Genomic DNA, 14631 nt, shown 5'->3' on the forward strand with positions numbered 1-14631 from the left:
TTCCCTTTTCGCTCCCCTGAGACGGCAGCCGCTTGGCTGCCGTCTTTTTTCGCAGCGCATCCCACCGCTTTCGCAGCGGTCGCCTACAGACTCCCCTTGCATGCTAGCATCTGAGCGTTAACCTGCCCGAAGGGAACTCCCATGAGAAAACGCCTGATCGCTCTTGCTACCGCCCTCGCATTCGCCTGCCTGTTCGACCCAAACGTCGCATTCGCGAGCGCTGTTCCCGTCACCATCGAAATCGGCGCCGACGGCGCGCCGATCGGCACGTCGGGAGAAGGCTGGACGTACGCCGACGGCAAGCTCACGCTTGGCGCGGGGCACGCGTTCACGTTCACGGGCCACGCGCTCAACGTCTCGAGCGAGAACCTCCTTCGGAACAAGGGCGTCATCGAGGACGGCACGTTCGTCGATGCGTCGCAGACGTCCGGTTTCGCCGTGCGCAACGAAGCGGGCGGCGTGATCAGGGGCGGCGCGTTCACCGCAAGCATCGGAAACGCGGGCATCATCGCAGGTGGAACCTTCAACAGCGACCCGAACGATCCCACAAAATCGTACGTGAGCACCTCCTCCGGCACCATCACGGGCGGCACGTTCGACTGCATGGTCATGGGGATGAGAAGCGGCGCGATCGAGGACGGCACGTTCAACGAGTCCGTGAACATATTCAAAGGCTTCGCCATCAACGGCGGAACGTTCAACGGAGAGGTGAACAGCGGCAACAGCTCCAACCTCGGCGGCTCCATCTGCGGAGGCACGTTCAACGGCCGCATGCAGAATCAGGGAACCATCGAGGACGGCGTGTTCCACGGAACCGTGCAAAACGCATCCAACAACGCCGGCGCCGGCGCCATCGCGGGAGGCACGTTCAACGGCTACGTGAACAACTACGACGGCGCCGTGATTTCGAGCGGCACGTTCAACGACGGCGGCGAAAACAACAACGTGACCAACGACGGCACGATACGCGGCGGCGAGTTCAACATCGGAGTGGACAACGGCGGAGCCATCGAAGGTCAGGGCGTATTCAACGCATACGTGCAGAACGGATACATGAGGTTCGATCCCGACGAGAACCGATCCTGCACCATCAAAGGCGGCACGTTCAACTCGGATGAAATAGACAACTTCGGAACCATCGAAGGCGGTACGTTCAGCGGCAAGATTCTCAGCAGGGGCGTCATCGCGGGCGGCGCGTTCTCCTCCACCAGCTCCGTGACAAGCAACGACGAAGACACCACCACCGGCGGCGGCACCATATCCGGCGGCACGTTCGACGGCACCGTAACCAACGGCGATCCCGACCCCGACTACAACAACGCCGTCCTGACGGGCGGCACGTTCAACGGCAGCGTGACGAACCACGGAACCATCGCAGGCGGCACGTTCCTTAGCGACGTGACCAACCGAGGCGTCATCGAAGGCGGTATCTTCGAGAACGTCATCAGCGACCAGGGCGGCACCGTGACCTCGTGCGCGTATCCGCTGCGCGCGAACCTGACCGGGCTGTCCATTGCCGCGGTACCCAGCGCAATGCCGAAGAACACGGCTGCAGGCTTCCCGGCGGAACCGTCCGCCGCGTTGACCGCCGCGTTCGAGAAGGACGGCGCAGATGCGAACCTCTACCAGCTGAGCGCGAACGAAGGCTACCTGCTGCCCGACGCGATCGACGTGCGCTGCGGGGCGGCCGACGGGCAAACGCTCGCACTGGCCGCGGGCACCGATTACACGTACGACCCGGCCACCGGCGCGATCGCGATCAAGAAGAGCGTCGTCACCGGGCCGTTGCTCCTCGCGGCGCAGGGCGCGGCGGCTCCCACGCCCCCGGTTCCCCCAACGCCGGACACGCCGGCGCCCGCTCCGGAACCCGAGACTCCAGCACCGAAGCCGGAGTCGAAGCCCGATGCGCCCAAGCCCTTGCCAAGCACGACCGACTCCAAGCAGGCACCGGCGAACGCCGCCGCACTCGCCGCGACGGGCGATGCGCCCCTGCCGCAAATTGCGCTGGGCATCGCGCTTCTCGCCGGCGGCGTAACGCTGACCTGCGCGATCGCCATGCAGATCACGCGGAAAAAGCGGAGCAACCGCTCGTAGCCAACGAGAGAGGGCACCGGCAACGGACAGGGCACGTCGAGCGCCAGCACGGCGGGTCCTTGCACGAAACGCGTCCTTTTTTGCACAAAAAGACGCGACGTTTGATATTTCGCGGTCGCAGCTTGCAGCAGCAATTCGAGCAGCCGAAGAAAACAGCAGGTCAAGGAAGCGCGCTTCCCAACAAGGGAGCGCGCTTTCGTTTTGTCGCGCCTTTTCTCAGCCCCGTGCGTCAAACGTCGCATCTTTTTGTGCACCGCAGGGGAAATCTCCTGCACAACCGCCATCGGCAGACAACGCAACGGGGATCGCCGCTAACAGCGAACGGCGCGGAACGCAAGAAAAACGAGTCGCCCGCTTGGGCTATCCGGCCGCTCGGGCCAGCATCTCGCGCGCGTGCGCAAGCGATGTCTCGGTAGCATCGCCCGACAGCATGCGCGCGATTTCGGCGGGACGCTCGCTTTCGGGCAGCTGCCGCAGGTCGGTTTCGGGCATGGCCCCCTCGTCCCCCGCAGCCTTGCGCACCACGTAGTGCGCCTGGCCTCGGACGGCCACCTGCGCGAGGTGCGTGACGACGATCACCTGGTGCGTGCGCGCCAAATCGGCCAGCACGTCGGCCAGCGCCACGGCGGTCGAACCTCCCACGCCCGCATCCACCTCGTCGAACACAAGCGTGTCCACGTCGTCGACCTCGCCCAGCACCACCTTCACGGCCAGCATGACGCGGCTGACCTCGCCGCCCGATGCGATGCGCGCGAGCGGACGCGCCTGCATGCCGGCGCCAGGTCGGAACAGGAACTCCACGGCCTGCGGGCCCGCCTTCGTCCACTGAACGCGCTCGAGCGGTGCGAGGTCGCACACCAGCTGCGCCCCGCCCATTTCCAGGCGATCCATCTGCGCCGTCACGGCTTCGGCGAACCGCGGGGCGGCCTCGGCGCGCGCGTCGGCCAGCGCGGACGCCGCCTGCGCGAGCGCCTCTTCGGCCAGGTCGAGCTCCCGCTGCGCCGCGCGTTCGCGCTCGGCGGCATCGTCCACGAGCGATACGAGGTCGGCCGCTTCGGCGCGACGCGCCAGCACGTCTTCCATGCGCGGACCGTACGTGCGCAGGAGCCCTTGCAGCGAAGCCATGCGCTCTTGCTGCTGCGCCAGCGTCTCGGGGTCGAACTCCACGCCCTCGCGGTAGTCGCGCGTCTCGCGCGCCATGTCCTCCAACACGTAGCCCGCCTCGCGCAACGCGTCGGCGAACTCGCCCAGCTTGGCATCGTAACGCGCCGCACCGTCGAGCGCCGCCACCGCGCTGCCCAGCGCGTCGATGGCCCCCTGCTCGCCCGCAAGCGCCTCATGCGCCCCGTTCGCAGCGACAGCCAATGCCTCAGCATGCTCCACGCGGGCGAGGTCGTCCAGCAGCTCGTCGTACTCGCCCTCGCGCGGATCCACCGCGTCGATGCGCTGCAGCACGAAGCGCGCCTCGTCGAGCTTGGCCGAGGACGCCTCGCCCGCCTCGCGCACGCGCGTCAGCTCGGCCGCCGCCGCGTTCGCCGTCGCGAACGCCTCCTCGTAGGCGGTGCGCGCCTGTACCACCGCGTCGCCCGCCCAGGCATCGAGCATACGAACATGTTGGGACGTTTTCATGAGCTGCTGGTGCTCGTGCTGACCGCACAAGTCGATGGTGGGAGCAATGGCGCGAGCCAGCTCGCCGACGCTGGCCATGCGGCCGTCGATGGACACGCGCGAACGCCCGTCCGAGGTTACGCGGCGCATGGCGACCAGCTCGACGGGAACGCCGTCGTCCGCCTCCCCGCTTTCAACCGCGTCAGCGGAAGACCGGCCCGCAAGATCGTCGGAAGACGCAAAGCCGGAAAAGACGGCGCCGTAGAACCTCCCCGACACGGAGAGGGCTTCCTCGCCGTCGCGGACGGCGTCTTTGTCGGCGCGCGCACCCATGAGCAGCTTCAACGCCGAGAGCAGCGCCGTCTTGCCCGCGCCCGTCTCGCCCGTGAGCACGGTCAGCCCGCGCGCCGGCACCAGCGTCGCCTCGCGGATCAGCGCCAGGTTCTCAACTTGGATCTCGTCGATCATCGCGCACCTCTTACAGCCTCGTTCGTTCCAGAGCCATCAAGTATAGCAGCGCGAGGGCGCGCCGCCGAAGCGGATTCGCCCAGTCGCTCAAACCGCTTAAACCTAGCGCAGGGTCCACGCCTTTCCGACGCGCGTTACGCGCCGTGGCTCACAGCGCGAACCGCTCCTTCGCGCTCGTCGGCTTGGCCTGGGCGCGATGATGCTCCATGAGGTACGCCACGCAGTCGGTGCGGTTGCAAGCGCGCAAAAGCTCGATCTGCCGATCGAACGAGGCATCGTCGATAAAACCGGCCTTGACCAGAGCTTCCACCATGTTCCGATCTCCCTCGCGCGCGATGCGCTCCTGGGCCTCGCGCCCGTAGCCCCGCAGGTGCGACACCAGAACCGAGCGCATGTCGTCGGCGAGCCGGTAGGGTACGGCCAGCCGGTGCAGCAGCGCGCCCAAACGATCGGGCAGGTTTTTCCCCGACCGCAGAAGCTCGTCGTAGCGCCCGAAGTCGAACGGAACGCCGTCGGAGGCGTCCGTCAGAAAGCAGGTGAGCAGCTGATCGGCCGACACGTGCACGATCGCCCCCACGTGCGACAGGCGGCACACCGCGTACTCGAAGCTGCCCTCCCCGACCGAGCGCACGCTCGCCGGGATAAGCACGGGCCCCTCCAGCTTACGCGACCAGAAGCAGTGCGCGCCGATGGAAACCAGCCCTTCGGGAAGGATCAGGCGCTTCGTGCCGCGGCATGCGTTGTCGCGTTCGATGATGCGCACGGTTTCGGGTACCACCACCGAGGCCGGCGCGAACGGCAGGGCCCTTACGCCGATGCGCACGAGCGGCCGCCCTTCCACCTGTCGCGGAAGCGCCAGCACGTCGCTCGCGCTGGCCGACACGTAACCCACGGTGGAGCCCGCTTCCCCCGAGGCCGCGAACTCCGTGGCCGCCTCGGCAGCCGCCGCAGCGGGCGAAAGCGCGCAGACGTCGGCATCGTCTGCAACCTCGTCTTTGCCGCGCACGGCCACGGCGCGCACCGCAGCCTGCTCGGCGAAGCGCCGCGACACCGATATCGGCTTCGGCGGCCCCGCTACCAGCACCGCGCCCTCCGCGTCGAAGTCGTACCAGCATCCTTCCAACTCGACGGCTGCCGGCCCCGCCAGACGGACGCCGCGCTTGCGAAGCGCGCGGTACGCGGGAGCCTCGACCGGGCAGCGCCAGACCGCGTCGTCCCAGCTGCGAGAGTCAACGCGCGCAAGCGCCGCCGAGCAGTCCACCACCGCAGGGGGCTCGCAACCGTCCGCAAACGCCGACGAAGCCACGCGCTCCACCCCATCGGGCAGGCTCACGCGCTCGCCGTACGGAGAGGCCAAGAACACGAGCTCCCGTCCGCCGTCCGAAAACAGGTTGCCCTCGCGCGCCAGATAGCGCGCGTTTCCGGCATCCACCGAATACTCCCGGCGCGCCAACCGCGGCGAGACTCCCGCCAAATCGCAGCGCTGCTCTCCTAGCTGGCTTACGCCGCGCCCGATATGGATCCGCTGCGCCGACATCGCTGCGAACGCGTTCGCAGCGATATGCTCCACCGTGTCGGGCACCACCAGAAGCAGCACCCCCACGCCCTGCACGAAGCGGCGCGCGAACGCTTCCACGGCCACGCGCACCACGGGGATCCCGTCCACGTACGCGGGCAGCAGAACCGCCAAATCGTCGCTCTGCCCCACCGCCGCAGCGAATCTCCGCAGATCGAACGCGGTCAGGGCATATCCGCCGGGCACCTGCCGCACCCCCACGGCTCCGCGGAGCCCTTCCTCCATACGAGCGCGCGGCGTCTCCTGCGCGTCGGCGGCATCGCGTTCGGCCGCCTGGGCAAGCAGCTCGTCGAACTCGCCCATCCACAGCGCGCCTGCGGAATACAGATCCCCCTCGCGACCCGCACCGCCCGCGACGTCGCCGGCTTCCCCTTCGGCAGCCCAGGCCCGATAAGCCGGAAGCTGCGGAGACCACACTTCGCCCTCCACCGCCCGCGCAGCCTCGACAACCTCCACATCGCGCGCGTCGAGGCGCACCGGATTCTTGATCGCATGATCAAGCAATTCTTCGATCGGCGCATGAGCACCATGATAGACCAGCGTGTTCTCCATCATAGTATTGTGCTACCTCCCAAAAACCTCTCGGCAACGAGCCTGTTTACCCTTGGCTTCCCCCATGCTACACTGCGGGAAGCGACGAAGGCAAGAGCCGCCGCGAAGCAAGCACGCGCTTCGCGCACGCACATTCGTTCAAAGGAGCATCATGGCCGTCGAAGCCGTCGAGCCGCTTGCCCGCCAAGCGCTCGACCTTGCGAAAAACGCGCTGCTCGTGAACCTGCGCTTCATGAACGCTGCGTTCGCGCGCCTGCGCCCTTTCCCCGTGCGCGATGCCACGCTGGCCACTGACGGCCTTCACATCCGCTTCGACCCCGCAACGCTCGCGCGCCTCTACGCCGCGGAACCGGCCGAACTCACTCGCGCCTATCTGCACATCGTGCTGCACAACGTGTTCCTGCACCTCTACCCCGGCCCGCACGTGGACGTTGCGCGCTGGGACGCCGCATGCGACATCGTCGTGGAACGCACCATCTCCGAACTCGACCTGCCCGCCACCCGCACCGCTCGCGCCGAGCGCCAGCGCGCGACCCTCGCGCGCATCGACGCGGCGCTGCCGCTGGCAACCGCAGAAACCGTGTACCGGTACCTGCAGGATGAGGGGCTCGACGATGCCGAGCTGGCCGATCTGCGCGCACCGTTCTACATGGACGACCATGAGCCCTGGTACCGCCTCGCAGCCGCAGAGGAGGCCCGCAAAACGAATTCGGAAGAGGGCGAACGCGATGAGGGGGCGGACGCGCAGGACGGAGCCGCGTCGGCCCAATCCGCCACGAGCGGAACCGACATGGAGATGCCGTCCGATGCCGACCAGGCGAAGCCGAACCACAAGTCGCACCAGGCGGTCAGCCAGGACGACATCGTGCAGAAAGAGGCTCCCGAACAGGTAGGACGCTCCATCGACGACCGCTTCGCCGACACGGTGAACCTAGATCGGTCCAAGGAGCAGTGGAAGAGCGCGGCCTACGAGATGGGCGTGCAGCTTGACGCCTACGCGAAGCTGTGGGGCGTCGAGGGCGCGAACCTTGCCATGAACCTGCGCGCCGTGACGCGCGAGAAGCAGGACTATCGCGAGTTCCTGCGCAAGTTCGCCCGGATGGGCGAGCAGATCCGCGTGAACGACGACGAGTTCGACTACGTTTATTACTGCTACGGGCTCAAGCGCTACGGCAACCTCCCGCTCATCGAGCCGTTGGAATACGTGGAAGAGCGGCGCATCCGCGACTTCGTCATCGCCATCGACACCTCGGCCTCCACCAAGGACGGCCTCGTGCGCCGTTTCATCGAGAAGACGTACGCCATCCTCAGCCAAGAGACCAGCTTCTTCGCCGACATGAACGTGCTCATCGTGCAATGCGACGCCGCCATCACGGACGTCGCGCGCATCTCGAACCTGCGCGATCTGGACGACTACCTGGACGGCCTCGAGATCAAAGGATTGGGCGGCACGGACTTCCGCCCCGTGTTCGCCTACGTGGACGACGCCGTGGAGCGCGGCGACCTCGTGAACCTGGGCGGCCTCATCTACTTCACCGACGGGCAGGGAACCTATCCCGCCCGCAAGCCCGATTACGACACCGCGTTCGTCTTCGTCGACGACGCCTCGGCCGCCGCGAGTCCGAACGTCCCTGCGTGGGCCATGAAAGTGGAGCTCGACGAAACCGTCGTATTGGAAGAAATGTCAGCAATGGAGGAACAGGGTTTCCGTGGCGAGTCGCATAGCCACGAAGCGCCGAGGAGCTTGAGCTAGCGAACAATCCGGTGAATTGTTCGCAAACACATTTCCCGGCCGAGCGGCCGGGTCGTGTGCGAAAGCGACGAGGGGGTGAGCGGCTAGGCGGCCGCCACGGAAAGCCGTCAGGAGGAATCATGGACATCCGTCAGGCAAAGCAGCAGATCAAAAACGCCATGCTGGCGTACTTTTCGAAGGACGAGTTCGGCAACTACCGTCTGCCCACCGAACGGCAGCGCCCCGTGTTCCTGCTGGGCGCGCCCGGCATCGGGAAGACGGCCATCATGGAGCAGATCGCCCAGGACCTCGACGTGGGGTTCGTGTCGTATTCGATGACGCACCACACGCGCCAAAGCGCGCTCGGCTTGCCGTTCATCGCGAAGAAGACGTACGACGGCGTGGAATACGACGTGTCCGAATACACGATGAGCGAGATCATCGCCGCCGTGTACGACGCGATGGAGGCCACCGGCAAGCACGAGGGCATCCTGTTCCTCGACGAGATCAACTGCGTGTCGGAAACGCTGACGCCCGCGATGCTGCAGTTTTTGCAGTACAAGATCTTCGGACGCCACCGCGTGCCTGACGGATGGATCGTGGTTACGGCCGGCAACCCGCCCGAGTACAACCGCACGGCGCACGATTTCGACATCGCCACCTGGGACCGCCTCAAGCGCATCGACGTGGAGCCTGATTTCGCCGCCTGGCGCGACTTCGCCGTGGAGACGGGCGTGCACCCCGCCGTGCTCACGTACCTCGACATCGAGCGCGATCACTTCTACCGCGTGGAGACCACCGTGGACGGCAAGTCGTTCGTCACGGCGCGCGGCTGGGACGACCTCTCCGCCATGATGAAGCTGTACGAGGAGCAGGACATCCCGGTGGACGAGCTGCTGATCGGCCAGTACGTGCAGAACGGTGAGATTGCGAAGCGCTTCAGCGTGTACTACGACCTGTTCACGAAGTACCGCGCCGACTACCAGATCGAACGCATACTGGAAGGCTCCGCGGAACAGAGCGTGGTCGAACGCGCCCGCGAGGCGGCGTTCGACGAACGGGTATCGCTCATGGGACTGATCACGGACGCCTTGGGCGGACGGTTGCGCGACGCCGTGATGGAAGAGCGCGCGGTGGAGTTCGCGCACGGACGGCTGGCGGCGATGCGGGATGCGCTGACCGTCGACGACGCGAACGCGCTGCCCCTCCTGCGCGAAGAAGCCGCCTCGCTCCAAGCACGCTTGGACACCGAGCGCAAAGCGGGCCTGCTGTCGGACGAGAAGTACGTGGCCTACCAGCGCGCGCTTGCGCTGATCGACCGCGCGCTGCGCTGCGACGCTGCGGGCGGCGGGGTGCCGTTCTCGCAGGTGAAAGCTTTGTTCGGGGAAATGGTCGATGCGCTGGACGCGCGCATCGCGGCCGTGTCGAGCGCTTTGGACAACGCCTTCCGCTTCGTGGAGGACGCGTTCCGCAATGGCCAGGAGATGCTGCTGCTGGTCACCGACCTGTCCGTGAACCGCTACGGCATGGCCTTCATCAACGACCACGGCTGCGAGCGCTACTTCGCTCACAACGAAGACCTCCTGTTCTACGAACGCGGCGCCGACCTGGCCGACCGCATCAACCGATTGGATCTGACGGAAGACGAGGCTTGATAAACGAACTGATGTTCTGTATAATGAAGCGCATCGTATTCACTGGTTGGGTGCTACCCTAACTTTCCCGCAAAGGACAGCCGCCTTCTCGAAAGGAGGCTGTCCATGGCGCAGATCTACGATCCTTCCCCGGACGAAGCCGTCTATCAATCGGTTCGCACCGCACTCGAAACCGCGCGCACGAAAGCGGCGGCGGCAGTCAACGACGCGATGGTTTCCGCATATTGGGAGATCGGCCGGCAAATCGTCGAAGCGCAGGGCGACCGCGCCGAATACGGCCAGCATCTGATGGAATACCTGTCCGAACGGCTGACAGCCGAATTCGGAAAGGGGTTCACGGAACGAAATCTTCAAGCTATGCGGCAATTCTATCAAGCTTTCCCAATTCCGCACACACTGTGTGCGGAATTGAGTTGGTCTCATTATCGCCTGATCATACGCATAGATGATCCCGTCCGTCGCGACTTCTACGTGCGCTCCGCCGTCGAAGAGCGCTGGACGGTACGACAACTCGACCGGCAGATCCACTCGTTCTACTACGAACGGCTTTTGGCCACTCGCGCAGAAGGAAAAGACGAGGTTCGACAAGAGATCCAGAACCTCGAGCCGCCAACTAAAGCCGACGGCATCCTCAAAGACCCCTACGTGCTCGACTTCCTCGATCTGAACGGCAACTCGAACTACCTGGAAACGGATTTAGAGCAAGCGCTCATGGACAAACTCCAGCAATTTCTATTGGAGTTGGGGAAGGGGTTCTCGTTCGTCGCGCGCCAGCAGCGAGTCAGCGCCGATGGCGACCACTACTACATCGACCTCGTGTTCTATCACTACGTCCTCAAATGCTTCGTCCTGATCGACCTGAAAACCGGGAAGCTCACGCCCCAGGATGTCGGGCAGATGGACTTCTACGTTCGCCTGTTCGACGACCAATGCACCCAGCCTGACGACAATCCAACCATCGGCATCGTCCTCTGCGCGAATCGCAACGAGGCGGTAGCCAAGTATTCCGTCCTCGCCGATAAGAAGGGGATCTTCGCATCGCAGTACGTGCTCTGCCTGCCAACCGAGGAGGAGCTGTCGCAAGCCTTAGAAGCAACCTGCCTGCTCGCAAGCGAAGAAGAATAACCACGCTCCGGCGAAGCATCTTCGCTCGTAAAACACGCGTTGGGAGCCGAGGCGTGTTTTACGAGCGAAGATGCCGCCCCGCCGCCGCGAATGGCGACGGGGCGCACGTTCCTATGCGCAGTACGCCTTGATGGCGTCGCGGAGGAATTCCGCAGCACCGGGGGCGACGGCCTCGTAGTAGGCCTTGAAGCGGTCGTCGGCCACGTACATCTCGGCTAGGCCGAGGTGCGCGGCCTTCGAATACGTTCCGTCTTTCCAGAATTTGCACAGCCATTGGCGGTGCAGGTCGGCCGCGCGGTGCGCGTCCTCGCCCGTCGGGTCGCCCGCGGCCATCGCTGCCACCAGCGCATCCTTGACGCCCTGCTCCAACTCCTGGGTTCGGCGGTACTGCTCGACGCTCATGCCCATGAGCTTCGCGTTGCTCGCATCGGCCGCATCGTCGCCCCAACGCTCGCGCACCTCCTTGCCGTAGCGCTGCTCGTTCTCGTCCACGAGGCCTTGCTTGAACGCCTCGAACTTCTCTTCGTCTTCCATGGTTGCAGAACCTTCCATACAGGCGAGCGTCTTCTCCACGCTCGCGATCAATCCGTCCAATCGCCGCTTGCGCGCATGCAGCTCGCGCAGGTGGCCGGCCAGCGCGTCGCGCGCATCGAACGCGGGGTCGTCCAGCAAACGCCCGATGGCAGCAAGCGGCATGCCGCATTCCCGGTACAGCAGCACCTGATGCAGCCGGTCGACTTCGGCCGCGCCGTAGCGCCGGTACCCGTTGTTGGCGCGCTGCGCGGGCACCAGCCCCAGATCGTCGTAATGATGCAGCGTGCGCACCGTGCATCCCGACAGCTCGGCCAACTCGTGCACCGTGTACCCGACGCCCGTCCGTTCCCGTTCCATGCGCGCCTCCTTTCCTGCGTGCAACCAGCGTACACCCTCACGTTACGTGAGGGTCAACAGACGCGTGCAATTTTTTTCGACCGGATTGAGGTTGCGCGGCGCTCCCCTCGCCAGACGTTATTCGAAAGAAGGGCATGCGCTGATCGAAGTGGACAAACAGTACTAATGTTTCACGTGATACATTCCGATTCGGGCTCGCTTACCGCATGCGGCCCATGCGCAGACGCAGCACGCCCTTGGGACATACGTCGGCACAGGCGGCGCACTGGATGCATTCGGCGTCGGCGACGGCACCGCCGGCCAGGAGGTCTTGCACCGGCAGGCTCATCGGACACGCGCGGTCGCACTTCCCGCAGCCGATGCAGCCATTCGGATCGGCCTCGATGCGCAGTTGCGGAACCCGCAGCGCCGAACCCAGTTTCTCGCCCAATACCATGAACGGCGCCATCCAGCAGATGCAGTGGCACATGGCGCGACGCCCCAAGAGCAGATTGGGAACGAAGAACAGCGCCACGATGCCGAAATAGATAGGCAATCCCAAAGGGCTGTTCATAGACACGCCGCCCGGTATGCCGTACAACGGGTCGACCGTCGTGAAACCACCGGCGATCCATGCGCACGCTACGATGGAGCACACCCACGGCACCCAGATCACATACTTGACGCGCGCCCTCCACCCCAGTTTCGCGGGCTTGCCTACGGCGGTCGCCTCAAGCTCCTGCAGGCCGCCCGCCGGGCACAACCACCCGCACCACGCGCGACGCAGCACGATAGCCGACAAGAACTGCAGGCAGAACACGAGCATGCTGGCAGCCACCGCCCCTTCCAAGGCGCCCTCGATGATCAGCGCCGGCGAGAAGTAGAAGATGATGACCGGGAACAGCAGAAACGACACGAGCAGGGCCAGCCTCCGCGCGTTCTGCCGCTTCCTTCCCCGTTCGCGCCGCGCACGTACCTCGTCGGCCGAGCGCGCTGCCGACCCGCGCACCTCGTCGGCCGACCGCGCGGCTACACGTCCTCGCCCGCCTCGCATCGGACCATTCGGCTCCCCCGCTCGCGTCTCGGCCGAGGCGGCATCATGCAACATACGTTCTGAAACACCCGATGCTTCACGTGAAGCATCGCTCGCACAACTTCTCTCCGACTCCTCCATGGTTTCCCTCATCTCACCAACGTCAGCAGACCCGTGAAGGCCTCGTTCAAGCGTTCGCCCAGTTCCTCGTCGGAAAATTGCGCGCCCGCAACCAGCATGGCCGCCATACCGTGGGTGTACACGATCATGTGCAGGTACAGCGCGCGCGCCGCCGCGGGCGACAGATGCCCCAGCTCCTCGATGCATTGCTGCACGCCGTTGATGGCCACGCTCTCGTACACTTCCGCGAAGCTCGTCGCCTCCATGTGCGGAGATAGGTACAGGAATTGGAACAAATGACGCTCCGTGCGCGCAAGGCGCAGATGCGACAACCCATTCGCCTCGAACGCATTACGGCCGTCGTCCACATGCTCGCGGTTGTACGCCGCGACCCACGCGCGCGCATGGTCGTACAGTGCGTGCACGAGTCCTCGCATGTCGCCGAACAAGCTGTAGATCGGCTGCACCGAGCAGCCCGCCCGCTCGGCCACCGTCCGTGCGCTCAGCGCCGTTTCTCCCCTCTCTCGCAGCAAGCCCAGTGCAGCATCGAGCACCGTCTCGCGCCCCACTTTCTGCTCCGGCATCCTCACCCTCCCGTATATTACAACCGTTATATAACGTTTGTAATATACGGTATGTCAACAGCACCGTCAAGAGATGCGACGAATCCCGGCAACACCTTCCTTTCATCTTCGTGACGGCGCATCGTCGGGCAAAGCACGGCTCGCCATCGAAACCCCCCTGCGAAATTCCACACGCACGAGGGGTCCTACAATCGGCGCTGAAATCGTTCGCATACGAAAGGAGTTCCATCCATGAAGAACGTTGAGGAGCGACGCAACCGCACTATCGCTCGCGAGGCAAACCACCATGCAACCATGCGCGCGCCGCATATCGACAAGACGGCCATCAGTCCGTACGACGACTACTGCGACGGATACGGCATGCCCGGCGCCTACGGCAACGGCTACGTGTCCGTGCTGAAGGTTTCGGCAGGCACGGTGGAGAAGACCAACGACGAGCTGGTCGACCGCATCGTCACGTACGACAAGGCCGAGGCCGCCGATGCGTACGTCGGCCAGATCAACATGCTGACCGCCTCGTCGTTCTGCGGCATGGCCGGCCAGGTGTGGGGCTACGACCTCGCCCGCCACGACTCGGTCGACAACGGCAAGAGCAAGCCGCTGTTCACCGAGAAGCAGTGGAACGGCCGCGAGCTGGAAGTGTACGACGCCGCCCCGCTGCTGAGCGCAGGCGTGGAGCTGTTCGGCACCGAGCAGAACCGCCGCTACCATCCCATTCCGGGCGCGCACACCATCTGCGCGAACAAGGGCGTCGTCGCCTACCGCCCGAAGACCGACCGCCCGCTCAAGGAGGGCGAAGGCTACGGCGTGTGGTCCTTCATCGCCATCTCCCTTTCCGCCGATCGCGACTTCGCGGCCGACCTGTTCATCGAGGATGCCGGCGTGTGGACCGAGAACGACAACGAAGAGGACATGATCGCGTTCCTCGAGCAGCATCGCAAAGCTATCGTCTGGTCCGTCGTCGAGTGCGGCCGCGACCAGAACGTGCTGTTCGACCGCACCTACGTGGGCTTCGCTCACCGCATGATGAAGCCGGGCGAGATCGGCAACGCCATCACGGTGGGTCCCTACGTCACGCTGGCCCGCAACGCCGTGCCCGCTACCGGATTCGCCTCGCTCAACGACCTGCACCTGTCCGACTGGCTCAAGCAAATGGACTTCGAGCCGCTCACGGACATCGCGTAACCGACGGTATCCCCCTGATCGAGCCGTCC

At 65.1% G+C, this 14631-nt stretch carries 10 protein-coding genes; 5 read left to right on the forward strand and 5 right to left on the reverse strand.

The window, feature by feature from the left end:
• Window positions 1-141: 141 nt before the first annotated feature.
• Window positions 142-2094: a hypothetical protein gene (locus GT590_RS10495; protein ID WP_161171078.1), complete on the forward strand. Its 1953-nt coding sequence runs from the start codon at window positions 142-144 to the stop codon at window positions 2092-2094.
• Window positions 2095-2454: 360 nt separating this feature from the next.
• Here GT590_RS10495 and recN read toward each other — a convergent pair whose 3' ends face one another.
• A complete protein-coding gene (recN, locus tag GT590_RS10500; RefSeq protein WP_009306619.1) occupies window positions 2455-4170 on the reverse strand; it encodes a DNA repair protein RecN in 1716 nt (571 codons plus the stop codon).
• 148 nt (window positions 4171-4318) lie between these two features.
• A complete protein-coding gene (locus GT590_RS10505) occupies window positions 4319-6301 on the reverse strand; it encodes a leucine-rich repeat protein (protein WP_009609452.1) in 1983 nt (660 codons plus the stop codon).
• Between the two features lie 148 nt (window positions 6302-6449).
• Here GT590_RS10505 and GT590_RS10510 point away from each other — a divergent pair, with 148 nt between their 5' ends.
• The 3 genes from GT590_RS10510 to GT590_RS10520 all read left to right on the forward strand — a co-directional run bounded on the left by GT590_RS10510 (window position 6450) and on the right by GT590_RS10520 (window position 10810).
• Complete coding sequence (locus GT590_RS10510; protein WP_009306621.1) at window positions 6450-8051, forward strand: VWA-like domain-containing protein; 1602 nt, start codon at window positions 6450-6452, stop codon at window positions 8049-8051.
• Between the two features lie 119 nt (window positions 8052-8170).
• Window positions 8171-9685, forward strand: a complete 1515-nt coding sequence (locus tag GT590_RS10515; RefSeq protein ID WP_009306622.1) for an ATP-binding protein — start codon at window positions 8171-8173, stop codon at window positions 9683-9685.
• Between the two features lie 105 nt (window positions 9686-9790).
• Window positions 9791-10810 carry a YhcG family protein gene (locus GT590_RS10520; protein WP_009609370.1) on the forward strand — a complete coding sequence of 340 codons (1020 nt, stop codon included), beginning with the start codon at window positions 9791-9793 and terminating at the stop codon, window positions 10808-10810.
• A gap of 111 nt (window positions 10811-10921) precedes the next feature.
• On the opposite strand, the gene GT590_RS10525 is transcribed toward GT590_RS10520, so the two are convergent.
• The 3 genes from GT590_RS10525 to GT590_RS10535 all read right to left on the reverse strand — a co-directional run bounded on the left by GT590_RS10525 (window position 10922) and on the right by GT590_RS10535 (window position 13417).
• Window positions 10922-11701 (reverse strand): MerR family transcriptional regulator, encoded by a 780-nt coding sequence (locus tag GT590_RS10525; protein ID WP_009609417.1) that lies wholly within the window; start codon window positions 11699-11701, stop codon window positions 10922-10924.
• Window positions 11702-11900: 199 nt separating this feature from the next.
• On the reverse strand, window positions 11901-12734 hold the full coding sequence (locus GT590_RS10530; protein ID WP_227111434.1) for a 4Fe-4S dicluster domain-containing protein: 834 nt from the start codon (window positions 12732-12734) through the stop codon (window positions 11901-11903).
• Between the two features lie 128 nt (window positions 12735-12862).
• On the reverse strand, window positions 12863-13417 hold the full coding sequence (locus GT590_RS10535) for a TetR/AcrR family transcriptional regulator (RefSeq protein ID WP_009609388.1): 555 nt from the start codon (window positions 13415-13417) through the stop codon (window positions 12863-12865).
• A 231-nt stretch (window positions 13418-13648) separates the two neighbouring features.
• Between GT590_RS10535 and hdcA the strand changes: the two genes are divergently transcribed.
• Complete coding sequence (hdcA, locus tag GT590_RS10540) at window positions 13649-14602, forward strand: histidine decarboxylase, pyruvoyl type (protein ID WP_114538399.1); 954 nt, start codon at window positions 13649-13651, stop codon at window positions 14600-14602.
• The last annotated feature ends 29 nt before the right edge of the window (window positions 14603-14631 follow it).

This window comes from Eggerthella sp. BIOML-A1 (genome assembly GCF_009875595.1).
GTDB classification, from domain to species: domain Bacteria; phylum Actinomycetota; class Coriobacteriia; order Coriobacteriales; family Eggerthellaceae; genus Eggerthella; species Eggerthella lenta.